This is a genomic window from Nocardia sp. NPDC003979 (assembly GCF_053605015.1).
Genome location: NZ_JBSGIJ010000002.1, coordinates 576,990 through 600,542, shown reverse-complemented (window position 1 = coordinate 600,542; position 23,553 = coordinate 576,990). Strand labels below are relative to the sequence as shown.

20 protein-coding genes, 1 tRNA gene and 1 other RNA gene are annotated in these 23,553 nt (G+C 68.7%); 13 read left to right on the top strand and 9 right to left on the bottom strand.

The annotated features are described in order from the left end of the window. Positions 1 to 34 precede the first annotated feature (34 nt). A complete protein-coding gene (locus ACWEVR_RS06380) occupies positions 35 to 1,426 on the top strand; it encodes a wax ester/triacylglycerol synthase domain-containing protein (protein ID WP_452466068.1) in 1,392 nt (463 codons plus the stop codon). Here ACWEVR_RS06380 and ACWEVR_RS06375 read toward each other — a convergent pair. Beyond that, positions 1,423 to 1,869, bottom strand: a complete 447-nt coding sequence (locus tag ACWEVR_RS06375) for a helix-turn-helix domain-containing protein (RefSeq protein ID WP_452466067.1) — start codon at positions 1,867 to 1,869, stop codon at positions 1,423 to 1,425. The genes ACWEVR_RS06380 and ACWEVR_RS06375 overlap by 4 nt on opposite strands. Before the next feature lie 272 nt (positions 1,870 to 2,141). Continuing rightward, positions 2,142 to 2,780 (bottom strand): helix-turn-helix domain-containing protein, encoded by a 639-nt coding sequence (locus tag ACWEVR_RS06370; RefSeq protein ID WP_452466066.1) that lies wholly within the window; start codon positions 2,778 to 2,780, stop codon positions 2,142 to 2,144. Between the two features lie 126 nt (positions 2,781 to 2,906). Here ACWEVR_RS06370 and ACWEVR_RS06365 point away from each other — a divergent pair, with 126 nt between their 5' ends. Together ACWEVR_RS06365 and ACWEVR_RS06360 are read left to right on the top strand one after the other, a co-directional pair. Further along, a complete protein-coding gene (locus ACWEVR_RS06365; protein WP_255284036.1) occupies positions 2,907 to 3,038 on the top strand; it encodes a hypothetical protein in 132 nt (43 codons plus the stop codon). A gap of 85 nt (positions 3,039 to 3,123) precedes the next feature. After that, on the top strand, positions 3,124 to 4,569 hold the full coding sequence (locus ACWEVR_RS06360; RefSeq protein ID WP_452466065.1) for a threonine/serine ThrE exporter family protein: 1,446 nt from the start codon (positions 3,124 to 3,126) through the stop codon (positions 4,567 to 4,569). Position 4,570: 1 nt separating this feature from the next. Here ACWEVR_RS06360 and ACWEVR_RS06355 read toward each other — a convergent pair whose 3' ends face one another. From ACWEVR_RS06355 to ACWEVR_RS06345, 3 genes are all read right to left on the bottom strand, one after another. Beyond that, positions 4,571 to 4,984: a DUF5994 family protein gene (locus tag ACWEVR_RS06355; protein WP_133734144.1), complete on the bottom strand. Its 414-nt coding sequence runs from the start codon at positions 4,982 to 4,984 to the stop codon at positions 4,571 to 4,573. Between the two features lie 253 nt (positions 4,985 to 5,237). Then, positions 5,238 to 5,325, bottom strand: a tRNA-Ser gene (locus ACWEVR_RS06350). Between the two features lie 67 nt (positions 5,326 to 5,392). Next, positions 5,393 to 6,394: a hypothetical protein gene (locus tag ACWEVR_RS06345; protein ID WP_452466064.1), complete on the bottom strand. Its 1,002-nt coding sequence runs from the start codon at positions 6,392 to 6,394 to the stop codon at positions 5,393 to 5,395. A gap of 147 nt (positions 6,395 to 6,541) precedes the next feature. Here ACWEVR_RS06345 and ACWEVR_RS06340 point away from each other — a divergent pair, with 147 nt between their 5' ends. The 3 genes from ACWEVR_RS06340 to ACWEVR_RS06330 all read left to right on the top strand — a co-directional run bounded on the left by ACWEVR_RS06340 (position 6,542) and on the right by ACWEVR_RS06330 (position 8,641). After that, complete coding sequence (locus ACWEVR_RS06340; protein WP_067640344.1) at positions 6,542 to 7,102, top strand: TetR/AcrR family transcriptional regulator; 561 nt, start codon at positions 6,542 to 6,544, stop codon at positions 7,100 to 7,102. A gap of 26 nt (positions 7,103 to 7,128) precedes the next feature. Further along, an RNA gene (ffs, locus tag ACWEVR_RS06335) (signal recognition particle sRNA small type) lies at positions 7,129 to 7,223 on the top strand. Positions 7,224 to 7,351: 128 nt separating this feature from the next. Continuing rightward, the gene (locus ACWEVR_RS06330; protein WP_452466063.1) at positions 7,352 to 8,641 is read left to right on the top strand and encodes an aminotransferase class I/II-fold pyridoxal phosphate-dependent enzyme; all 1,290 of its coding nucleotides are present in this window, start codon (positions 7,352 to 7,354) and stop codon (positions 8,639 to 8,641) included. Positions 8,642 to 8,691: 50 nt separating this feature from the next. Here the strand turns inward: ACWEVR_RS06330 and ACWEVR_RS06325 are convergent, their stop codons facing one another. Further along, positions 8,692 to 9,495, bottom strand: coding sequence for a methyltransferase domain-containing protein (locus tag ACWEVR_RS06325; RefSeq protein ID WP_452466062.1), 804 nt, complete (start codon positions 9,493 to 9,495; stop codon positions 8,692 to 8,694). Between the two features lie 45 nt (positions 9,496 to 9,540). On the opposite strand from ACWEVR_RS06325, the gene ACWEVR_RS06320 reads away from it, so the two are divergent. From ACWEVR_RS06320 to ACWEVR_RS06310, 3 genes are all read left to right on the top strand, one after another. Beyond that, on the top strand, positions 9,541 to 10,119 hold the full coding sequence (locus tag ACWEVR_RS06320) for an HhH-GPD-type base excision DNA repair protein (protein ID WP_452466061.1): 579 nt from the start codon (positions 9,541 to 9,543) through the stop codon (positions 10,117 to 10,119). A 69-nt stretch (positions 10,120 to 10,188) separates the two neighbouring features. Continuing rightward, the gene (locus tag ACWEVR_RS06315) at positions 10,189 to 10,884 is read left to right on the top strand and encodes a hypothetical protein (RefSeq protein ID WP_452466060.1); all 696 of its coding nucleotides are present in this window, start codon (positions 10,189 to 10,191) and stop codon (positions 10,882 to 10,884) included. A 358-nt stretch (positions 10,885 to 11,242) separates the two neighbouring features. Further along, a complete protein-coding gene (locus tag ACWEVR_RS06310; RefSeq protein ID WP_452466059.1) occupies positions 11,243 to 12,511 on the top strand; it encodes an ROK family protein in 1,269 nt (422 codons plus the stop codon). On the opposite strand, the gene ACWEVR_RS06305 is transcribed toward ACWEVR_RS06310, so the two are convergent. After that, positions 12,512 to 14,125: a DUF2207 family protein gene (locus ACWEVR_RS06305; protein ID WP_452466058.1), complete on the bottom strand. Its 1,614-nt coding sequence runs from the start codon at positions 14,123 to 14,125 to the stop codon at positions 12,512 to 12,514. A 77-nt stretch (positions 14,126 to 14,202) separates the two neighbouring features. On the opposite strand from ACWEVR_RS06305, the gene ACWEVR_RS06300 reads away from it, so the two are divergent. Further along, positions 14,203 to 15,303 (top strand): neutral zinc metallopeptidase, encoded by a 1,101-nt coding sequence (locus ACWEVR_RS06300; protein WP_378667551.1) that lies wholly within the window; start codon positions 14,203 to 14,205, stop codon positions 15,301 to 15,303. A 1-nt stretch (position 15,304) separates the two neighbouring features. Here the strand turns inward: ACWEVR_RS06300 and ACWEVR_RS06295 are convergent, their stop codons facing one another. Beyond that, positions 15,305 to 16,132 carry a hypothetical protein gene (locus tag ACWEVR_RS06295; RefSeq protein WP_452466057.1) on the bottom strand — a complete coding sequence of 276 codons (828 nt, stop codon included), beginning with the start codon at positions 16,130 to 16,132 and terminating at the stop codon, positions 15,305 to 15,307. 446 nt (positions 16,133 to 16,578) lie between these two features. Here ACWEVR_RS06295 and ACWEVR_RS06290 point away from each other — a divergent pair, with 446 nt between their 5' ends. The 3 genes from ACWEVR_RS06290 to ACWEVR_RS06280 all read left to right on the top strand — a co-directional run bounded on the left by ACWEVR_RS06290 (position 16,579) and on the right by ACWEVR_RS06280 (position 23,020). Next, entirely contained in the window at positions 16,579 to 19,425 is a 2,847-nt protein-coding gene (locus tag ACWEVR_RS06290; protein ID WP_452466056.1) for a DNA polymerase III subunit gamma and tau, read from the top strand. Positions 19,426 to 19,614: 189 nt separating this feature from the next. After that, positions 19,615 to 20,829 carry an acetyl-CoA C-acetyltransferase gene (locus ACWEVR_RS06285; RefSeq protein WP_067494619.1) on the top strand — a complete coding sequence of 405 codons (1,215 nt, stop codon included), beginning with the start codon at positions 19,615 to 19,617 and terminating at the stop codon, positions 20,827 to 20,829. Positions 20,830 to 20,869: 40 nt separating this feature from the next. Then, positions 20,870 to 23,020 carry a 3-hydroxyacyl-CoA dehydrogenase NAD-binding domain-containing protein gene (locus ACWEVR_RS06280; RefSeq protein ID WP_067494616.1) on the top strand — a complete coding sequence of 717 codons (2,151 nt, stop codon included), beginning with the start codon at positions 20,870 to 20,872 and terminating at the stop codon, positions 23,018 to 23,020. A 77-nt stretch (positions 23,021 to 23,097) separates the two neighbouring features. On the opposite strand, the gene ACWEVR_RS06275 is transcribed toward ACWEVR_RS06280, so the two are convergent. Continuing rightward, the gene (locus ACWEVR_RS06275) at positions 23,098 to 23,463 is read right to left on the bottom strand and encodes a cupin domain-containing protein (protein ID WP_452466055.1); all 366 of its coding nucleotides are present in this window, start codon (positions 23,461 to 23,463) and stop codon (positions 23,098 to 23,100) included. Positions 23,464 to 23,553 lie beyond the last annotated feature (90 nt).

Sequence of the window (23,553 nt, the reverse complement as noted above, 5' to 3'; positions counted from 1 at the left end):
GGGGCCTTCTCTCGGCGTGGCCTATCGTGGCCGGGTGACCGGAATGGCCCCGCGCGACGCGACGATGTTCTGGCTGTCGCGCCGCACCGCCAATGATGTGTTCCTGCTCTACTGTTTCGCCGAAACCCCTACTCCTACCGACGGACTGCGCGCCGCCGTTGCCGAACGCGTAGCGCTCATTCCCGGTCTGTGCCGCCGGCTGCGTGAGACCGCGCGCGATCTCGACTATCCGCACTGGATTCCGGCCGAATTCATTCCCCAGCAATTCATTGCCCACCGGCCCGACGGCCTGCCGTGGCCCACATTGCTCGACCGGCTCGGCGAACTTCTGGGCACCGGCGTCGATGCCACCGAACGACCCTGGCGGCTGCACGTTTTCCGTGGCGTTCGCGATGCGCCGATGTCGACCGGGCCGTCGCTGGTCGCGGTGGTTCAGATCTCCCATGCTCTCGCCGACGGCACCCGTGCGGCCGCACTCACCAGATCCCTTTTTATCCACAGGGTTCCCGGAGCGCCTGTGGATAACTCGGTGAAACACCGAGTGGATCCAGTGAAAACGCCGGTGGGCCCTGTGGATTACTGGGGACAACTCTGTGGATGGATGGATCCGAGTGTGCTTGGGGTGCTGCGTTTTCCCCAGCAGCTGGCCGCGACGTTCCGCCGTGGTCTGGCGGCGGGCCGTGCCCACCGGGAACTCGCCGAGCGCACCGCCGCCGGTGAAGTGCCCGCGCCCACAACCGGCTTCACACCCGGTGCGCTCAACACGATGCGGCCCGTCGCGGCGCTCGACCATCAGGTCCGCATGCTCGTCGTTCCCGCGGACGCGCTCCGCCGCCCGCACGTCACAGTGACAGTGCTTGCGCTGACGGCGATTTCGCGCGCACTCACCACCTACCTCACCGAGCACGGTCGGACACCGGAACGCGTCGGCGCCGCACTGCCGATGGCCGTGCCCGCATCGGGCGACGCGCACAACAACTACCGGAGCCTGTCCATCGACCTGCACATCGAGGAACCCGACCTGCGCGCCCGTGCCGAACTGATCGCCGACGAACTGCGAACCCGTCGCGAACGCGCGCTGAATCCGCTGCTCGCCGTGCAGGATCGAGTCGGTGACACCGTTCCCGCGCTGTTCGCGGTGCGTGACGTCGCCCGCGCCGATCTCGACACACCACCGCAGGCGATCGACGGCAACACCGTCGTCTCCAGCGTGAATCGTGGCGCCGCCGACCTCACCTTCGCAGGCGCACCGGTCCTGTTCACCGGCGGATTTCCGGCGCTCGGCACCGTCATGCACCTCACCCACGGCATCCACGGACTCGGCGAAACCATCACGCTCTCCGTGCATTCCGACAGAGCGGCCGTGCCGGATCCCGATCGGTACCTGGCCCTGCTCGCCGAAGCGGTGGACGCCGTGCGCGGCTAGCGCTTACCCGCCCGCCCCAGCTCGTCGCCGATCGCCCGCAGCGCCGAACGCAGCGCGGTGGCCGCGTCGGTGCCCGCCGCCTCGCCCTCGATCAACCCGTCGATCCGGAACGGACAGAAGTACCCCGTATCACCCTGGTGTGGGCGGCCGATCTCGATGAGAGGACGGCCGGTCCGATGCGCGATAGCGGCGGCGAGGGCCGCGTCGGCCGCGCGTGGATCGCGCCGCACGCGGGGGAGGGCGAGCACCGCCTGGGCGTGCACCCGCTCGTACCAGTCGATCACCTCGGAAGGCGCGGCGCGCGTGCCGGTTTCGTAGTGACCGAGCGCGGCCCGGCTGTACGGAACGCGGGTGGCCAACCCCGCCAAGGACAATCCGGCTTCTTCCCGCAGCCGCCGCAACCGCGCGCCTACGAGTCTCCCCTGCTCGCCCCGACTGGACATGCAGCCATCGTAGAGAACTGTAGACGTTTGTAGACGCTTTTTGCTGTCCAAAAGGTCTTGACAGTGACCATACTTTTTCCTGGCGGATTCACCAGAACCATACCGCGCCACCCGTGCAGCACTGACACGTTCGGAGGGGAAAGCATGGATGTCTACCTGTGGATTGCCGTCGGCCTCTTGGGATTCGGGGCACTCATCCGGTACCTGCTGTTACTACCGCCCGCCGAGACCGTCACCGGCCGTCCGACCGTTGCCGACATCCGCCGCAGGATTCAGTCCGAGCGGGCACCCGGCCACGATTCGACGACACCGTCGCCGCGCAACATCTCCAGCAGGAGCTTCTCGGCGTCGGACTTCTCCCTGGCCAGTGCGCTCCAGCCGCGCACCACCCCGTCGGGGCCCGATTTCGTCGTCCACGAGCCCACCGCATGAGCGCCCTGGGGGTGCAGCGAGTAGTAGATGGTGCCGACCGGGAAGGCGACATCCATGCCACGCACCCAGCCGGTGATCGCGTCGCCGTCCCATACCCGCATCTCACCGCGCACACCCGGGCCCGGATCGTCCTCGGCCGCAGCGGCTTCGGCGGTGTCGAGCAGCAGGTGGTCGCCTTCGTGCCGGATCGTCACCTCCGCTACCTCGACCTCGTCGCCGTGTTTCGCCGCCTTCTGCCAGGCTGCCCACCAGCGGCCCGCCAGGTCGACCCGGTTGTCGACGATCCCGGCCAGTTCCGCCAGCGAGATGCGCAACGCGTCGGCCAACCGGATCGCGACCGGAAGGGTCGGCGACTGCTCCTCGGACTCATACCGGGTGATCTGCCGCGAACTCACCCCGATGGCGGTGGCGAGCGCGGGCTGCGACAGCCCGAGCAAGCGCCGCCGCTCCTGAATCACCTTCCCCGTCCCGGTGTTCATACAGTCATCGCCTCCATTGCCGGCCCCTACCGTCACACCCTGCCCGACACATCCGCGCCGGACCCGCCGCCACGGGTCGTCACCGGCGATATCGAACATCACTGGCGCACCGCACATGCCGACTGCGTGGCCGATTCTCCCATCTCTTCGCTCCAGCAGGCCCGTTTCGTGCTGACCGAGCACGACGGGTGCGGACCACGCTGCCTGCAGCACCTCGCCGCCACCGCTTACAGCACGGGTCTGATCGACGACATCTGAGCAGGTCGCGGGGAGTTACGAACGACACGTTGACGAACTCGTGACGAGACGGCGCACCGGCACGAAACGCCGTTACGGTCGAAGTATGACAGCGGAGCACACGGCGGACGGCGACGATTCGTCCCTCGGACGCCTCGGTTCGCGTCCGCGTCTGCGCCTGCGCCGCCCGTTCTGGCGTCCGCTCGAGCGCGCGACCGCCGACAACATCGTCGCCGCGCCCACCCCGCTGCGGCCGATCGACCTCACCGACGACGCCGAGGTGTCGCAGGTGCTCGACCTGGCGGTACGGGTGGGTGAGGTGGTGCTCGCCGCCGGTACCGGTGTCGGCGACACCTCAGCGCAGGTGCGCTTCATCGCCTCCACCTACGGTCTGGACAAATGCGATATCGACGTCACCTTCGACGCCATCCGCATCTGGGCCGACCGCGGCCCGTACCTGCCACCGGCCAGCGATATGCGGGTGGTGAAGTACCGCTCGCTCGACTTCACCCGCCTCGCCGCCGTCGACCGGTTGACCCGGCGCATCCGTACCCAGGTGGTGCCGGTGGAGAACGCGCACGCCGCGCTCGACGAGATCGTCTCCGCCCGGCACCCGTATCCACGCTGGGTCTCGACGGCGGGCTGGTCGCTGCTCGCCGCGGCCATCGCGGTGCTGCTCGGCGGCGGCGTGATGCTCGCGGTGATCAGTTTCGCGACGACCGCCGTCATCGACATGGTGAACCGCGCGCTGCATCAGCTCGGCCTGCCGTTCTTCTTCCAGAACATGGTCGGCGGCATCATCGCCTCGGTTCCGGCGATCGCGCTCGCCGCGTTCAGCGATCAATGGCGGGCCGATGCCGCGCTGATCGTGGCTGCGGGCATCACCGTGTTGCTGTCCGGGTTGCAACTGGTCGGTTCGGTACAGGACGCCATCACCGGCGCGCCGATCACCGCCGCGGCCCGCATGCTCGAAGTGGTGATGATGACCGGCGGCATCGTCGCGGGCATCGGCCTGGCCCTGCGGGTTTCGACGATCCTGGGCATCGAGGTGCCCGAGATCGCGGCGAACGCGGGTCGCGATACCGAGTTCCTCGCGCTCAAGCTCAGTGCCGGTGCGGTAGCGGCGGTCGCGTTCGCGATGGCCTGTTACGCCGAGCGGCGGGCCTTGTTCGCGGCAGGTCTCAGCGGTGCGGGCGGCACCGCGGCCTACCTCGTCGTTCAGGACATCGGATTCGGGCCGGTCGTCGCCTCGGGTGCCGCGGCCACGCTGATCGGCATGGCCGGTGGTCTGATGGCGCGGCGCGCGCTCACTCCGCCGCTGGTCGTCGCGGCCGCGGGCATCACGCCGCTGCTGCCCGGTCTGAAGGTGTACCGAGGGCTGTACGCCCTGCTCGAGGACGAAACGCTGCTCGGGTTCGGGCAGATTCTCGGTGCCTTCGGCGTCGGGTGCGCGCTGGCGGCCGGCGTCATTCTCGGTGAATGGTTCGACCGGTTGCTCAGCCGCCGCGGCACACCGCGCGACTTCGACCCGACCTACACCAGCGACCGCTGACTCAGACCGCGCCCATCAGCGTGCGCGGTCCGTCGGCGGCGGTGTCGGCCGGTGCCGGATCCTGGATACGGGGCTTGCCCGCGGCCCAGCGCATCTGGCTGCGCGCGGCGGCCGCCTCGGTGGAGGCGGGGATGACGAGCAGCGCGAGGCTCGCGCCGTTGCTGCCGACCAGGTGCATGATGCGGGCGGCCTCGTCGGCGCCCGATTCGTCGGCGGTCCAGTCGAATCCGAGCTGGGCCAGCTTGCCGATCTGCGGTCCGACCGCGGTGACCAGCTGGTGCATCTCGGTCATCGGCGCGTCGGTGCGCGGCCACCAGGCGCCGTCGATCGGGCCGGGTGCCGTCTTGCGGTCGCGCAGCATCAGGCGAATGGGGCCCGCCGTGTCGCGACCGATAGTCGTGTCAGGTGTACTCACGAAAGTTTCCTCTTGGTGTGTTCGGCCGGCGCTCTCGGCGCCGGCCGGTGTGCGCCGTCGGTTTCGACGGGCACGAAGCCTTTAATACCCAGTTCCGCTGTGTCTGCACGCGCGATTTATCGCGGCGACGACGGCGGTCGGGTGCGGTGGGGGTCTCCCGCACCATCGGGGGTCACTCTACGGACACCCACCGACAGATCCACCGGATCAAACGAACAGGGCCCTGACCGGCGAACCGATCAGGGCCCTGCTGTGGCGGAGGATAGGGGATTTGAACCCCTGAGGGCGTTAACCCAACCCGCGTTCCAGGCGAGCGCCATAGGCCACTAGGCGAATCCTCCGTGGAGCAGCATAGCGGGTCGACGGGGGCCGATGCCAAACCGGCCCCCGTCCTACCCCGCTGACCTGCTATTTCTTCAGTGCCGTCAGGACCTTGCGGACCTGGGTTTCGGCGGCCGAGCGCAGGGTCGACTTGTCGACACTGCCCATCTTGTCCACCTCGATCTCCACCTTCACCGAGATATTGCTGTCGTGCGCGGCGACCACGTAGATGTAGTCGTTCGGGATGGAACCGTAGATGCGCTGCTCGTAGGCGTAGTACGCCTCCGTGCCGAGGCCGCTGAGCGGGCCGTGGTCGTAGTCCTTGCCGGTGGTCTTGGTGTCGTAGCCCTTCCAGCGCGAGTAGTCCGATTCGGTCTCGTAGCTGGACTTGAACGCCACCTCGAGCGAGATCTTCGCGCCGGTGCCGCTGCGGCCGGAGTCCTGGTTCTTGGCATCGCAGTTGTAGGAGCCACCACCGCCGTACTCCGAGGGCTCACGCTCGGTGTGCGTGGTCGTCTCCCTGGTCGAGGACCACTGGTTGAGCACCGTGAGGTCGATCAGGTCGCAGGCGTTCTTGCCCTTCTGGAAGGCGTAGTCGCCTTCCCATTCGGACGGGTTGGGGCCGAACGGGTTGGTCTCGTCGGCCTTGTTCGCGGCGAACGCGATGAGGCCGATCACCAGCACGCCGACCAGCAGCACCGCGCCGCCGACGATCCACCACACGGCCTTGTTGCCCGACGACGGCGGACGCGGCGGCGTGCCCCACTGCTGGGCCGGGTACTGCGGCGGCGCCGCGAACGGCTGTGCGGTGGCGCCCGCCTGGTAGGGCATGCCGGTGTAAGGCTGCGGGTTGGCACCGCTCTGGTACGGCGTCGCCGCCGGGGGAGCGGTGTAGGGGTTGGCGCCGCTGTGCTGCGGTGTGGGCGGCGCGGTGTAGGGGCCGGGCGTGCCGATGTCGCCGCGCAGGATGGTCGGATCGGCCTGCTGTGGTGGCTGACCCGAGTCGGGGCCTGGGCGTTCCCACCACTGCACAGTCGGGTCGGACGGCGGTACGTCGCCGCCGGGCGGTTGCTGGTTCGGGCCGGTCACGCGCGGAACCCCCTCGTAGTCATGGGGAACCGGGACCCCCCTTGCCGATATCGCACTGATCGTAGCCAGCTTCGTCATGCGATGACGTATCTATACGCCTACGTACACTGGTTCTTCCGTCGTCGGGCGAGCAGAAACGGAGCACACGTGGGCGTCGCGCGAACACCACGCGAACGGTGGATCGAAGAGGGGCTGCACGTGCTCGCCACCTCGGGTGTCGACGCGGTGCGGGTGGAAGCGCTCGCCAAACGCATCGGCGTCACCAAGGGCGGCTTCTACGGCTACTTCGCCGACCGCGAGGCCCTGCTGACGGCGATGCTGGAAGCCTGGGAGCGCGAGGCCGTCGACGAGGTGCTCGCCAAGGTCGACAACGCGGGCCTCGACCCCAAGAACCGGGCGCGCATGGCCGGTGTCCTCACTCTCTCGGATCACCGGCTGCTGCCCATCGATCTGGCCGTTCGCGACTGGGCCCGCCGCGACGACGACGTCGCCACCCGCCTGCGCCGCGTCGACAACGCGCGAATGGCGTTGCTGCGCGAGACGATCGGCGAATTCTGCGATGATCCCGATGAGGTGGAAGCCCGAGCCCTGCTCGCCTTCTGCGCCGTGATCGGCGGGCACTTCCTCGCCGCCGATCACGAGGGCCGCACCCGTGTCGAGGTGCTCATCCGAGCCGCCGACCTGCTGTTCGAACCCCGAAATCGCTAGTGCGCGCGATTGCGGCTACACTGGCCGACGGATCCCGCGCGGCGCGCATCCTGTGAACTCCCCCAGGGCCGGAAGGCAGCAAGGGTCAACGGGCTCTGCCGGGTGCGCGGGGTCCCCTTAATCTCGGGACTCCGCTGCGCACCTTCGCAGCGTGCGAGCCCATCCTCCCCGGATACCCTGCCGATTCCCGGCAACCGCCGGGTAACGTTGCGGGTACACCCACCTTGCTGCTTCGAAAGGCTGCCCAGGATGCCCCGGCAAACGCAGATCGGTTTGATGAGCCACGCGGAACTCGTGTCCGAGCACGAGTCCCAGACCGCGAACTACGCGACGCTCAAGACCGAGAAGCTCACGCTGGACCTCACCCGAGGTAAGCCGTCACCGGAACAGTTAGACCTCTCCTCGTCGCTGCTCGCACTGCCCGGCGACGGTGATTTCCGCGACGGCACCGGCACCGACTGCCGCAACTACGGCGGCCTCACCGGCCTGCCCGAACTGCGCGCCATCTTCGGCGAACTGCTCGGCATCCCCGTCGACCAATTGGTGGCGGGCAACAACGCCAGCCTCGAGATGATGCACGACATCATCGTCTTCTCGATGCTCTACGGCACCCCCGACTCCCCGCGCCGCTGGGCCTCCGACGAGCCGATCAAGTGGCTGTGTCCTGCCCCCGGCTACGACCGGCACTTCGCCATCACCGAGGCGCTCGGTATCGAGATGATCACCATCCCGATGCGCCACGACGGCCCCGACACCCACGCCATCGCGCGGTTGCTGGCAAACGACCCGCAGATCAAGGGTCTGTGGGCGGTGCCGAACTACTCCAACCCCACCGGCGTGGTCTTCTCCGAAGAGATTGTGCGCGAACTGGTTTCGATGCCCGCCGCGGCACCGGACTTCCGCCTGTTCTGGGACAACGCCTACGCGGTGCACCCGCTCACCGACACCGCCGCACCCGTGCTCGACGTGCTCGGCATGGCGGCGGCCGCCGGGCACCCGAACCGGCCGCTGGTCTTCGCCTCGACCTCCAAGATCACCTTCGCCGGTGCGGGCGTGAGCTTCTTCGGTGCGTCCAAGGCCAATATCGACTGGTACCTCGACCACGCCGGCAAGAAGAGCATCGGCCCCGACAAGCTCAACCAGCTGCGCCACCTGCGGTTCTTCACCGACGCCGAAGGCGTGCGCGAGCACATGCAGAAGCATCGGCGGTTGCTCGAGCCGAAGTTCGCGCTGGTGCGCCGGATTCTCGAGGATCGGCTGGGTGCGTCGAAGGTCGCGTCGTGGACCGAGCCCAAGGGTGGGTACTTCATCAGTCTCGATGTGCTCGAGGGGACGGCGGCGCGGGTGATCGCGTTGGCCAAGGACGCGGGAATCGCGCTGACGGCCGCTGGGTCGGCGTTCCCGTACCGCAACGATCCCGAGGACAAGAACATCCGGATCGCGCCGAGTTTCCCGCAGCTGCCGGAGCTGGAGAAGGCGATGGACGGGTTGGCGACCTGTGTGTTGCTGGCCGCGACGGAGAAGCTGCTCGAAGCCTGACCACGAACGAGGCCCCGCGTACCCCGCCTGCCGGGATACGCGGGGTTTCGTCATTTCTTGTGGGCCAGGGTCGCGAAGACGGTGACCGAGATGTGGGTGTGGCCTCGGGCCGCGGCCTCGTGGAGGTCGGTGCGGAGTCGGTCCCGGGCTTCGGGGGTGACGGTTCCGCGCAGGACCGCGAGGTCGGCTATGCGGTTGACCAGCGCGCCCGCGCCGATGGTTCGGTCCTGGACCAGGGCGTGGGAGCCGATCTCGTCGACGGTCAGGCCCGCGTCGGTGAGGAGGCCGGCCAGTCTGCGGCCGGAGAAGGGATTGGTGGTGCCGGAGATCAGGGTGTCGATCACCGCGCGGGCCACCTCGGGGGCGCCGGGGTGGATGATGGCGGTCGCCCAGTCGGCGTCGACGACCACCGCGCGTCCGCCGGGGCGCAGGACGCGCGCGATTTCGGTCGCGGCGCGGGCGGGGGCGGTCAGGTGCTGGAAGACGCGTTCGCACAGAACGGCGTCGAAGGTGTTGTCGCCGAAGGGCAATCCGTAGGCGTCGCCGGAGACGAAGGTGGCGGTGGAGCCGCGTTCGGTCGCGCGCCGGGTGGCGGAGGCGAGCAGATCCGGGTCGGGTTCCACGCCGACGGCGGTGCCACGGGGGCCGACCGCGTCGGCGAAGGTGAACACTTCCGAGCCGGTGCCGGAACCGATGTCGAGCGCGCTGTCGCCGGGCCGCAAACCGAGTCGTTCATGGGTCCAGGCGCCGAGAGCGCGCACGCCGGGCTGTGTCACCTCCAGGTCATGGGCATCGATCAGCTGGGGTTGTCCCGCCCGATCGAAACGGTCCGGGCGTGGGGTGTAATCCGTCATTCGTACCGCCGATGTGGGTGCAGTGAAATGTGTCACGATGAATATATGACCCGAACGCTGTGCCTTGCCCAGGACGCCGAGGCCGATCGACTACTCAGCACCGACGATTTCGCCTTGCTGCTCGGCATGCTCCTGGATCAGCAGTACCCGATGGAACACGCCTTTCGGGGGCCGCAGAAACTGGCCGGGCGAATGGGCGGATTCGATCTGCGCCGTATCGCCGAGGCCGACCCGGCCGAATTCGAGCAACTCGCCGCCACCCCACCCGCCATCCACCGGTACGGCCGCTCGATGGCCCGGCGCGCGCAGGCGCTCGCCAACTACATCATCGAGCACTACGACGGCGTACCAGCGAAGATCTGGACCGAGGGCGACCCCGACGGCAAGGAAGTGCTGCGCCGGTTGCAGGACCTGCCGGGCTTCGGCGCGCAGAAGGCGAAGATCTTCCTCGCCCTGCTCGGCAAACAACGCGGTGTGCAACCGGAGGGCTGGCGAAAAGCGGCGGGTGCCTACGGCGACGAGGGTTCGCGCCGTTCGGTCGCCGATGTCGTGGACGCCGAAACCCTCGCCGAAGTAAGGGAATTCAAGAAACAAGCGAAAGCGGCGGCCAAAGCGGCCGAGTGAATTCGGCGATTGCGATCTGGGTGCGTTTATTCCTCGTCAGGCAAACGCGTTTACCGGAAGCTTTCCGGCATGAAGATGAGGAAGTTCGCCGTGGTTGCGGCACTGTTGATCGTGGCGACCGGGGTCACCTCGGGCACCGTCAACGCGGCGCCCGAGCAAGCAGCACCGATCAACTACACCGCCGAGGTCGTCGACGAGTCGAGGGCTGTCGTCACCACCGACGCCGGATCGCTGGTCACCGAGGACGGTGCGTTCAAGATCAAAGCCGCCGATGGGACCACCGTCGCGGCCACCCCGCTGACGTTCCGGCTCGACGAGTTCGAGTTGCCGATCGCCGCCGAGATCTCGGGTAACACCGCCACCCTCACCCCGCAGCTCGACCCGGCCAAGGCCGTGTACAAGCCGGTCGCCCTGCCGTACGAGGACAAGGCGCCCTGGAAGTCGGAGTACGAGCGTGAGCAGGCGGCCTGGTCGCGCCTGACCTCGACGATCTCGATGGGCGCGACCATCGGCACCCTGGTCGGCGGGCTCGGCGGGGCCGCCGCCGGTTGCATCGCGGGCGCGGCGCTCGGCCTCGTCGCCACCGGTGCGCTGCTCACCCTGTTCGGCCTCGGCCCGCTGGGCGGGTGCGTCGCGGGTGCGGCCGCCGTGGGCTTCCTCGGCGTGATCGCCGGGCAGCTGTTCGTCACCGGCCCGGTAGCCGTCGCCGCCGCGATCCAGTACTTCACCACCATCAACCAGCCCTTCACGCCACCGGCCAAGTAGGCCGCCCGCGCGCGAACCCCTCCCGGCGTCCTCGGGAGGGGTTCGTGCTGTGTCACAGCACCATTACGCCTTCCGTCGCACCCCGCTGACCTGGTGATTTGCTGTGTGTCACCACACAATTCGCCGGTCGGTCTTGGATGGGGGCCGATTCGGTGTTAATTTGATTGTTATGTCCGGCAACCATCACTCCGCCCCGCGGGTCACCTACGTGACCGCCGCGCTGGGTCTGCGGTTGCCGTTGACGCGCGAACTGTGTCGTTCCTGCCGCTGCAGCTGAGCCTGTCGGGCTCGCGAGCTGCCACACCCCTCGTGTAGGCAAACCCGTTGGTGAAACGGGATTTTCGGCAAGGAACTGCATATGTCTGCCCCCATTCTCGACCGCCCGATTTCGCGGGTGGTCACCGGTCGTCCCCGAGTTTCGCGTCCCGTCGTCGCCCCTGAACTGCGGCGCAGCGACAACCCTGCCGCCGCCGTGCTGCGTGCGGCTGTCGGCGGCCCGATCTCCCGCGACAATGCCGCCCGGGCAACGGGTTTGAGCATCGCGACGGTGAACCGCCAAGTGGCCGCGCTGCTTTCGGCCGGTCTGCTGCGTGAACGCGCCGATCTCACCGCCGCCGGTGCGGTCGGGCGGCCACGGGTGCCCTTCGAGATCGACCACGACGCCTACCTCACCATCGGCATCCACATCGGCGCCGCCGCGACGAAAATCGTGGCCGCCGACCTGCGCGGCCGCATCCTCGGTGGGCTGGCCATTGCGACACCGCAGACCGGGCAGGACTTCGCTGTCACCACGGTCGCCCGCAGTGCCAAGGCGTTCCTGCAGCGCTGGCACCGGCGCACCCCGCTGTGGGCAGGCGTCGCCATCGGCGGCCGGGTCGACACGCACACCGGTGTGGTCGACCATCCGAAACTGGCGTGGCAGGGCGCACCGCTCGGCCAGGTCCTCGGCGACGTGCTCGAGCTGCCGGTTTCCGTCGCGCCGCACGTGGAAGCGATGGCCGCCTCGGAACTGCTGCTGCCGACCTTCGACGCGCGCGGCCCGGAACAGCCCGCCGACCAGCCCGGCAGCAGCCTGTACTTCTACGTCCGCGAGACGGCCGGCATCGCCGTCACCCTCGACGGGCGGGTGCACACCCCGAGCAACGGCCCGGGTTCCATCGCGCACCTGCCCACCGGTTCGGACGTGCAGTGCACCTGCGGCAGGCGTGGCTGCTTGGAAGTGACCGTCGGCGATCGGGCGCTGCAGGCGCGTGCGGTCGGGCGCGGAATCATCCCGGCGCACAACGGAACCGGGGGCACCACCATCGCCGACCTGTACCGGGCCGCCGAGTCCGGTTCCGAGGGCGCCCGCGAGCTGCTCGCCGAACGCGCGACCATGCTCGGCCAGACCGTCGCCCTGGTCCGCGACATGCTCAACCCGGACCGGGTGGTCCTCGGCGGACAGGCCTTCACCGGCTACCGCCCGGCCCTCGGCCACGTGGCCCGCGCGTTCACCCAGAGCACCCAGCTGCCCCCGACCGACATCCGGGTCAGCGGATTCGGCGGCAAGGTGCAGGAATTCGCCGCCGTCGTCACCTCGCTCAGCGCGTTGTACGCCGACCCGCTGGCCGCCCTGCGCCGGGTGTAGCTACTTGCACGCGCCTTCCAGTGCCGTGATGAAGAACGGGAACTGGGAGGCGAAGCGGTGCAGGTTGCGGTCGCGGTCGTAGCCGGCGAACCAGTACAGGCCGGGCTGGGAATCGGCGGACGGGTCCATATCGCGGAAGGTGCGGATCCAGTTGTCGGCGCGACCGCTGATCACCGTGTAGGGCAGGGCGCGGGAGAAGATCGTCTCCTGATCGATCGGTGGGATGCGGTCGCGTGACACCGAGTCGAGTCCGCGTCCCATCGCCTTGATCCGGCCGACCACGGTGTCACCCAGCGTGGTTCGGGTCGGCAGGTAGTTCGGCAGCACGACCGCGGCCACCCCGGCCAGCAGGATCGCCACGCCGACCAGGGCGTGCCCGGCGGTCAACGCCAGGGCGACGGTGGTCACGGCGCCGACGGCGATCAGCGCGGCGCCGATCCAGCGGGGCAGCATCCGCTGCTTCGGATCGGCCAGCGCGCCGGTCGACACCGCGTCGCGGCGCATGGCCTCGCGGATCGGGTCCAGTTGCAGGCGTCCGGGCGCGCGCAGCTCACGCACGGCGACGGTGTCGGTGCCCTCGGGCAGCAACATGTCGTAGACGACCCGCTCGTACTCGCGCAGCTGGTCGTCGGGGGCGTTGACGCGGCTGATCCGCCAGTCGTCCTCGCCGCGCGCGTTCACCGGGGCGATCCACAGGTAGCGGCGCACCGCCAGATCGACGACGGTGGCGGCGATGTCGACAGGGTCGACGTGTTCGTCGAGCAGCAGACCGGCCTCGCCGGGCAGGACACCGTCGGGGGAGGTGAATTCCATCCGGTCACCGCTGGTGACGAGCGGGTCGAACGTGTCGCTGGTGGCGCGGGCCGTCGCACCGCGCTTGCGGGCGGTGAGCACGTAGGCGATCATCCCGGCCAGTGCCAGCAGCAGGGCGCCGAAGGCGGCGAGGACCGGGGTGGTGAAGGCGAAGAAGTTGTTCGAATCCCCGTCGCGCACATCGGCATTGGCGGGCACCGTGCCGGGGGGCATCTGCAGGGTGAGGTCGATCGCGTCGCCCTTGCGCAGGTCGGTCTGGCTCAGGTACAGCACACCGTCGGGTTCGACGTGCACCTCGGCGCACGGGCGCGCACTGCCCGCAGGGCCCAATTTGCAGTCGACGATGCCCATTTGGAAGCTCGGGCTGATCACCGACACATCGAGGGAGGCGATGTCGGCGTTGAGCACGCCGAGCCAGTGGAACATCTGCGTGCCCGGCGCGTCGGCGACGGTGTTGTGCACCGTATACGTGAACTTGGATTCACCGGGCTCGGCCTCCACGACGAACTGGTCGTCGACGGTTGTCGCGGTGCCCGCCCCGGTCGCGGACACATCGGTGACCTTGAACACCCGCTCCACACCGTCGCCGAGGCCGAGGCGCAACGGCAGCGACATCGTGAAGTTTCCGTCGGCGGGCACCGCGACGGTTTCGACGACCCGCAGCACGCCTGTCTCGGTCAAGGTGAGATCGGCGGTGATCGACACCCCCGCGGGCTGCGTGTGGGCTACCGGAGCGGCCGCGAGCAGGCCCGCCGAAGCGAGCAGCAGCGCGCCCGCGGCGCCCCCCCGAAAAGTCAGCATGGCTGCCTACTCTAGACAGCTTGCTATCCTGCGTCAGCGGCTGTCGGCGACGAACTAGACGAGGGGGTACGGGGGACGTGAACCAACCACCGTACGGCTACGGCCCATACGGGCCCGGTGGACGACCGGTTCCGCCACCCCCCGGCTATGGTCGTGCCCCGGGTTATCGCCCGCAACAGGGCTACGGTCCGCCCGGATACCCACCGCCGCAAGGGTATCCGCAGCAGCGTCCGGCCTACGGACCGCCGCCGGGCTACCGTCCGCCGCCGATGCCCTACGGGCCACCCGGCAGGCCCACCCCGCCGCCACGCAAGCGACGCGGCGGTTTCACCTCGCTGATGTTGGTGGTGATTTTCCTCGTCGTCGGTGGTCTGGTGAAGTTCGCCGTGAACAAGGGCGTCGATATCGGCATCGACGCGTTCGGCCCGAGACCGACCACCACCTACACGCCGCAACCCGGGAGCGCGCCCGCCAAGACCGGTGACAACCCGCTGGTCACCGATGCCGACGGCTCACTGGTGCCCGCCTCCTGCGACTACGCGCCGTGGGGCGCACAGGTCGACAAGGCCCGCAAGTTCTTCGAATCCGCCGCGGGCTGCCTGGAAGCGGCGTGGAAGCCGCTGATGGCCGCCAACGGGCTGCCCTTCGAGTCGCCGACGCTGAGCATCACCGCCACCACCGACGGCATCACCACCCCGTGCACCGGCTCCACCAGCAACTTCGCCGCCTTCTACTGCGCGGCGAACAAGACCATCTACATGCCGATCAGCCAGTTGCAGACCGATCAGTTCCGTGACAACTGGGTGGTCTACCTGTCGGTGTTCGCGCACGAATACGGGCACCACGTCCAGGCGCAGTCCGGAATCCTGCGCAAGGCCAACAGCGAACGGGTCGACGCGGGGGCGCGCTCGACGAAGGGACTCGAGCTGTCACGCCGAGTCGAGTTGCAGGCCAACTGTTTCGACGCCATGTTCATCGCCGCGTCCAAGGGCGGCGGTTCGCTGTCGTCGGACCAGGTCACCCTCGCCACCCGCGATTCCTACGGGCGCGGCGACCGGCCGGGCGACATGCGCGACCACGGCACCGCCGACAACGGCGGCAAGTGGTTCGAAGCCGGGCTGGAAAACCTGACGCCGCAGTGCAATACCTTCATCGCGGCGGCCGGCGACGTGAGCTGAGTCAGCCGCGAGCGTCCTTGGCCAGCGCGCGCAGGCCGCGTTTGCCCGGGGCGGGCAGGTCGTCGCCGGTGTCGGCGAGCCATTCGGCGGTGACCAGCCAGCGGCGCTGGGCGTGCGCGTCGGCCACATCGAAGAACACCCGGCGGCCGCGATCGTCACGCAGGTCGCGCGACAGTGCCGCCCAGCTCGGTGCGCGGCCCTTGTCAACGGTGTGCTCGGCGACGAAACCCGCGACCATCTTCCCGATCGTGTTCACCGGCTTCTGTGACACCCGGTTGCCGTATTTCGTTGTGTGCCAACGACGGGCGGGGCACAGCGAGCCCGGGTTCGCGTTGGAGGCGATCCAGCCCGCGCGCTGCGCGCGTTCGATGAGCCACAGGTGTTTCACGGCGGTCGGCGCGATCTCACCGACCCGGTCGGCGATGAGTTCGGTGATCTGGGGGTCGGCGAGGATGTCGCGGCGGGTGGGGCCGATGCCGTGCTCGGTCCAATGTGCGGCCGCGAGCCTGGCCAGGATGCGGCCGAACTCGTCGATGCTGCGTTGTGCCCGCCTGCCGAGCCGTTCGATCCGTTCGGCCTCGCGACGCATCTCGTTCTGCGCGGTGAGGGTGCGGATCGCGGCCATCGTCGGCACCTGCCCGCGCTCGAGCAGCTGCAGGATGGCGGCGGCGGTGGCCGGGTCGGCGGCCGCCGCGACGGGTAAGGAGTCGCGTTTGATGTCGAAGTCCTGCGGGCTGATCGCCCGGCTCAGCAGTCCGACCGCGGCGTGGTCGCCCGCGAACTCGGTGTGGGCCAGCCAGGCGGCTGCGATGTCATCACACGACAGCACGATGAAACGTTCCTCCGGTCGATGCGGTGGGGGAGCGATCGGTGCGCGAAGGTTGTGCCCCGGTCGGGATGAGGGACCGGCCGGGGTCACCAACCTGATGAAGGTTTGGCCACCGAAGTTGCCGATAACCACGGTAGCCAGCTGCTTGCGCCGCTGTCACGACGGTTCACGGTTTCGTTACATCTGGAAACGGGTCGATATTCGGGGACCGGGTACGGAATTACGCGACAACCAGGATCGACGAACTCGTCCTGTCGCGATTCGCCGAATCGGGAACCCTCGATAACCGGTGAGTTGCACCCACCGGACCCGCTATGCGGCCTGGAGTTGAACCTTTAACTACCATGTGATCTACAACACATGTAACTTGCTGTACCGCTATGCCTTTCGGCTCCACCTCTGCGGCGCCAGCCGGGATGTCACACCGCACCGGTAGCCTTTGGGCCGTGGCTCTGTACCGGAAATATCGACCGGCGACATTCGCTGAGGTAGTGGGTCAGGAGCACGTCACCGACCCGCTGAGTACAGCGCTGGACACCGGCCGCATCAGCCATGCGTACCTGTTCTCCGGGCCGCGTGGCTGCGGCAAGACGTCCTCGGCGCGCATCCTCGCCCGCTCGCTCAACTGTGTGGAGGGGCCGACCTCGCGCCCGTGTGGCACGTGCGCGTCCTGCGTGGCGCTCGGGCCGGGCGGGTCCGGCAACCTCGACGTCATCGAGCTCGACGCGGCCAGCCACGGTGGTGTCGACGACACCCGTGAGCTGCGCGATCGTGCCTTCTACGCGCCCGCCGAGTCGCGCTATCGCGTGTTCATCGTCGACGAGGCGCACATGGTCACCACGGCCGGTTTCAACGCGCTGCTCAAGATCGTCGAGGAACCGCCCGCCCATCTGATCTTCATCTTCGCCACCACCGAACCCGACAAGGTGCTGCCGACCATCCGGTCGCGCACCCACCACTACCCGTTCCGGTTGCTGCCGCCCGCGACCATGCGCGGACTGCTCGGCAAGATCTGCGAGCAGGAGCACGTGCCGGTGGAGGAGGCGGTGTATCCGCTGGTCATCCGGGCCGGTGGGGGTTCACCGCGCGACAGCCTCAGCGTGCTCGACCAACTGCTCGCCGGTGCCGGGCCGGAGGGCGTCACCTATCCGCGGGCGGTGTCGCTGCTCGGCGTCACCGATGTGGCGCTGATCGACCACGCCGTCGACGCACTCGCCGCCGACGACGGCGCCGCCCTGTTCGGCACGATCGACCAGGTGATGGAGGCCGGGCACGATCCGCGCCGATTCTCCGTCGACCTGCTCGAACGCCTGCGCGATCTGATCTTGCTCCGCGCGGTCCCCGATGCCGCCGAGCGCGGCCTCGTCGCGGGCCCCGGCGACGTGCTCGAGCGCATGCGCGACCAGGCCGCCCGCATCGGCCCCGCCACCCTCACCCGCTACGCCGAACTCCTCCACGAGGGCCTCGGCGAAATGCGCGGCGCCACCGCCCCCCGCCTGCTGCTCGAGGTCATCTGCGCCCGCATGCTCCTCCCGTCGGTCTCCGACACCGAATCCGCCACCCTCCAACGCCTCGAACGCCTGGAACGCGGATTCGCCAGTGGGGCAATCCCTTCTGCCCGCCCCGCCGGCGACGCCCCCGCTCGCCCTCCGGGCGACGCCCCCGGCCCGGCCTCGTCGAGTGCGCAAGGTTCGAGTGCCGAAGGGCGCCGCCGAGGTGCGGAAATCCTCGCCGCCGCCATGGCGGAAAAGGAAGCCGCAGCACGGAAGTCGGGTGTCTCGGCCGCTGAGGGCGCCACCGCCGCAACGCCTGACGCTTCGGGCGCCGCGGAAGCCCGCGCGCACACGTCCGACGGTCCCGCCGCCGACCGCGGGCCGCACCCGGATGCCCCGGTCGCCGACCGCGACGCCGCCGACAACGGTCGCGTCCCGCCCTCGCCCGCTCCGACTGTCGAGCCGATCGACCGACCGTCGACCGCGTACTCGGCCGCCGCACCGTCGGGCGCCACGCAGTCGTCGGTCACCGACTCGACCACCACGCCGTCGGTGGCAGCGCACTCGGCTGCACCGCCGTCGAGTGCCCCCGACGCAGATCCCCACCGGGCAGACGCGCGTCGTGAAACGTCCCCGATGAGCTCGCCGGTTACACCGACGTCGCGTGGCGACGAACAGGGTCCTGCTACGCAGTCGCAGCCGCCCAGCCCCGCAGCGCGGGTCGTCGACGCAGAGGATGTCGCCCCGAACCCGCCGACCTCGACGGAATCCGATTCCGCTACCGGATCAGTCGGCTCTGCACCGGCGCCGGACACCCGCCGCGACGGGCCGGAAGTTCCCTCGCCACAGGGCGATTCGCGCGGTCGGATGGACCATGAGCCGGGAGCAGCCTCTCCACGGGTCGATAGCCAGTCGGGACCGGCGTACGTCGGTGGTGCGCCGCAGGGTGATCACGCTCGGCGGGCCGATAGCCCGTCCGGGCCCGCGCATGTCGGTGGTGCGAGGGAGGGCGATTCGCACGCTGGTGCGGGAGCTGAGCCGATGGCGGAGGCTCGACGAGCCGACGCACCCTCGACGTCCGTACAGGCAGGTGCTGCGCCCTCAAGCGCGACGGACCGGCCCGGGTCACCACAGGGGCAGGCGCCGACGGAAGATCTGCTCGCCCTCGTCGACGCGGCGTGGGCCGACATCAAGACGAAGGTGCGGGAGTTCGGGCTCACGTTGCATGCGTTGATGTCGGGGGCCGCGGTGTCGCGGGTCGAGGGGCAGACCATCGTTTTCGCGCATCAGAGTGCTCCGTTGGCGCAGCGGTTGTCCGATCCGCGCAATATCGAGTCGGTGCGGGCGGCCGTGCGGGCGGTGCTCGGGCGGGAACTGGATGTGCGCTGGGAGACCGGTGCCCCCGCGGCACGCCCGGCGCCGCAGGCCAAGAACACGGCGGGTCCGGCGGAGAGCAAGCCCGCCGCCCGGCCGCAGTTCTCGCGGCCGAGCCAGGCCAAGGGTGGGCGGGCGCGCACCGGCAAGCCCGACGACGACATTCCGCCGCCCGACTTCCCCGACTTACCCGACGACCCGGGTCCGCAGGACAGTTATGCCGTCGATCCGGCGCGTTCCGGCGGCGAGTCGGCAGGCGCCCCGCGCCCCGCGCCGGGCATTCCCGCCCCGCCGACCCCAGAGGAGGAGCAGGAGATGCTGGCCGCCGCCGCGGTTCCGGTGGCTCCGGGCGACCGGCAGGACCCGGACGAGGTCGCCCTGTCGTTGCTGCGCAGCGAGCTCGGCGCAAAGTCTCTCGATGGTTGACAGCCACCGTCCATACCGCGTTAAGTTAACCGGAGTTCGCACACCACGGTAGTATGAACGGGTGGCCGGGAACTCCGGATGGGCATGGTTCTATGCTCCGCTGGTGCTTGCCGGATTTGTACGGCGTCGAAGACGATTGGTCGTGGCGTTCGTGCGGCCACCGCACCCCAAGGAAGGAAACACTCCGATATGACCACAGAGGCCTACATCTACGAGGCCATCCGCACTCCGCGCGGCCGCGGCAAGAAGAACGGCTCGCTGCACTCGGTCAAGCCGATCGATCTGACTGTTGGTCTGATCCAGGAGCTGCGTGGCCGCTTCCCGAACCTCGACGAGGATCGGATCTCCGACATCATCCTCGGCGTGGTCACCCCCGTCGGTGACCAGGGCATGGACATCGCCCGCACCGCGGTCACCATCGCCGGCCTGCCCGACACCGTCGGTGGCTTCCAGCTGAACCGCTTCTGTGCCTCCGGCCTCGAGGCCGTGAACCTGGCCGCGCAGAAGGTGCGCTCGGGCTTCGACGAGCTCGTGATCGCCGGTGGCGTCGAGTCCATGTCGCGCGTGCCGATGGGCTCCGACGGCGGCGCCTGGGCGCTCGACCCCGCCACCAACTACGACGGCTACTTCGTGCCCCAGGGCATCTCGGCCGACCTGATCGCCACCATCGAGGGCTTCACCCGCGATGACGTCGACGCCTACGCCGTGCGCTCGCAGGACCTGGCGGCCAAGGCCACCACCGGCGGCTACTTCGCCAAGTCGATCGTCCCGGTCAAGGACATCAACGGCCTGGTCGTGCTCGACAACGACGAGCACATGCGCCCCGGCACCACCGCCGAGGACCTGGCCAAGCTGAACCCGGCCTTCGCGGGCATCGGCGAGATGGGTGGCTTCGACGCGGTCGCGCTGCAGAAGTTCACCTACGTGGAGAAGATCAACCACGTCCACCACGGTGGCAACAGCTCGGGCATCGTCGACGGCGCCGCCCTGCTGCTGATCGGTTCCGAGGACGCGGGCAAGAACTCGGGTATGACCCCGCGCGCCCGCGTCGTCGCCACCGCCACCTCCGGTGCCGACTCCACCATCATGCTGACCGGCCCCACCCCGGCCGCCAAGAAGGCGCTGGCGCTGGCCGGTCTGACGATCGAGGACATGGACCTCGTCGAGATCAACGAGGCCTTCGCCTCCGTTGTGCTGAAGTTCCAGAAGGACCTGAACGTCCCGGACGAGAAGCTGAACGTCAACGGTGGCGCGATCGCGATGGGTCACCCCCTCGGTGCCACCGGCGCGATGATCACCGGCACCGTGCTCGACGAGCTGGAGCGCCGCAACGCTCGCTACGGCCTGATCACGCTGTGCATCGGTGGCGGCATGGGCGTTGCCACCATCATCGAGCGGGTCTGACCTTCCAACCGGAACTTCTCATAGGAGAGAACGAAAAACTATGACTGACAACATCATCGGTTGGGAGAAGGACGCCGACGGCGTGGTCGTCCTGACCATCGACGACCCGAGCCAGGGCGCCAACACCATGAACGACGCGTACATCACCTCGATGGCCGCGACCGTTGACCGCCTCGAGGCCGAGAAGGACGACATCACCGGTGTCGTCATCACCTCCGGCAAGAAGACCTTCTTCGCCGGCGGCGACCTGAAGAACATGATGCAGGTCGGCCCGGACAACGCCGCCGACGTCGCGAAGATGCTCGACGGTGTCAAGGCCCCGCTGCGTCGCCTCGAGCAGCTCGGCAAGCCCGTCGTCGCCGCCATCAACGGTGCCGCCCTCGGTGGTGGCCTCGAGATCGCGCTGGCCACCCACCACCGCATCGCGGCCGACGTCAAGGGTTCGGCCATCGGCCTGCCCGAGGTGTCCCTCGGCCTGCTGCCCGGCGGCGGCGGTGTGACCCGCACCGTGCGCATGCTCGGCCTGCAGAACGCGCTGATGCAGGTGCTGCTGCAGGGCCAGCGTCACCGCGTCACCAAGGCCAAGGAAATCGGCCTGATCGACGAGGTCGTCTCCTCCGTCGAGGAGCTGCTGCCCGCCGCCAAGGCGTGGATCGCGGCCAACCCCGAGGCCGCCCAGCCGTGGGACAAGAAGGGCTACAAGATCCCCGGCGGCACCCCGTCGACCCCGGCGCTCGCGGCGAACCTGCCCGCGTTCCCGGCCAACCTGCGCAAGCAGATCAAGGGCACCAACATGCCCGCCCCGCGCGCCATCATGGCCGCGGCGGTCGAGGGTGCGCAGGTCGACATCGACAACGCGCTTGCCATCGAGGGTCGCTACTTCATCAGCCTGCTGACCGGCCCGGTCGCGAAGAACATGATCCAGGCGTTCTTCTTCGACCTGAACCACATCAACGGCGGCGGTTCGCGTCCCAAGGATGTGCCCAAGCGCGAGATCAAGAAGATCGGCGTCATCGGCGCGGGCATGATGGGCGCGGGCATCGCCTACGTCTCGGCCAAGGCCGGCTACGAGGTCGTCCTCAAGGACGTCGAGCTCGCCAACGCCGAGAAGGGCAAGGCGTACTCGGAGGCCATCGAGAAGAAGGCCCTCTCCCGTGGCAAGACCACCCAGGAGAAGTCCGACGCGCTGCTGGCCCGCATCACCCCGACCGCGGACGCCGCCGACTTCAAGGGCGTCGACTTCGTGATCGAGGCCGTGTTCGAGAACCCCGACCTCAAGAACAAGGTGTTCCAGGAGATCGAGGACATCGTCGATCCCGACGCGCTGCTCGGCTCCAACACCTCCACCCTGCCCATCACCCTGCTGTCGGAGGGTGTGAAGCGGTCCGAGGACTTCATCGGTATCCACTTCTTCTCCCCCGTGGACAAAATGCCGCTGGTGGAGATCATCAAGGGCGAGAACACCTCCGACGAGGCGCTGGCCCGGGTGTACGACTACACCCTCGCCATCAAGAAGACCCCGATCGTCGTCAACGACAGCCGTGGCTTCTTCACCTCGCGCGTGATCGGCACCTTCATCAACGAGGCCATCTCCATGGTCGCCGAGGGTGTCGACCCCTCGACGGTCGAGCAGGCCGGTCTGCAGGCGGGCTACCCGGCCGCGCCGCTGAAGCTCAGCGACGAGCTGAACTTCACCACCATGCAGAAGATCTACAAGGAGACCGCCGACGCCATCAAGGCCGCCGGTGGCGAGCTGAACGCGGCCGCGGAGACCACCGCCGCGGTGCTCGACAAGCTGGTCGGCGAGTTCGACCGCAAGGGCAAGGCGGGCGGCGCCGGCTTCTACGACTACGTCGACGGTAAGGCCGTGGGCCTGTGGAGCGAGCTGCGTTCGCTGTACAACTCGCAGCGTGAGCTCCCGGAGGGTGTCACCTTCCAGGACCTCAAGGACCGGATGATGTTCGCCGAGGCCATCGAGACCCAGAAGTGCTTCGACGAAGGCGTGCTCACCAGCACCGCCGACGCGAACATCGGCTCGATCTTCGGCATCGGCTTCCCGGCCTGGTCGGGCGGCTCGCACCAGTTCATCGTCGGCTACCCCGGTGGCCAGGAGGCCTTCGTGGCCCGCGCCGACGAACTGGCCAAGAAGTTCGGCCCCCGCTTCGAGGTCCCGGCCTCCCTGCGCAAGTAGTACCCACCAGCGCCCCACCCCGGCGCTGCTGACCCGACAGCCCCGCCTCGCCACCGCGAGCCGGGGCTGTCGGCGTATCAGTGGGGCTTGGCGTAGTCGGCGTAGCCCTGCCAGTCGAGCATGACGCAGGGTTCGTCGCCGACGACCCAGGCGTCGTGGCCCGGGGGGACGACCATGACGTCGCCGGGGCCGTATTCCTGTTCTTCGCCGTCGTCCATCACGACCATGAGTCGGCCGGACAGGCAGTAGCCGATGTGGGGTGCTTGGCAGCTGTCGGTGCCTGCGATCGGTTTCACGTGGTCGCTCCAGCGCCAGCCGGGTTCGAAGACGGCCCGCCCGACCGGGCCTGCTTCGGTGTTGACCAGGTCGAGTCGACCCTTGTTCTGTTCGAACGGCCGGGTTTCCTCGGGCGCGTCGAAATTCATGCGGATGAGCGTGGACATGACATCTCACTTCTGCTCGGGTGATGAGCGGTCATGTCGTGGTCCACCGTGTGGAATCTGGCACGGCCCACGGCCGAGCCCACCGAGAAA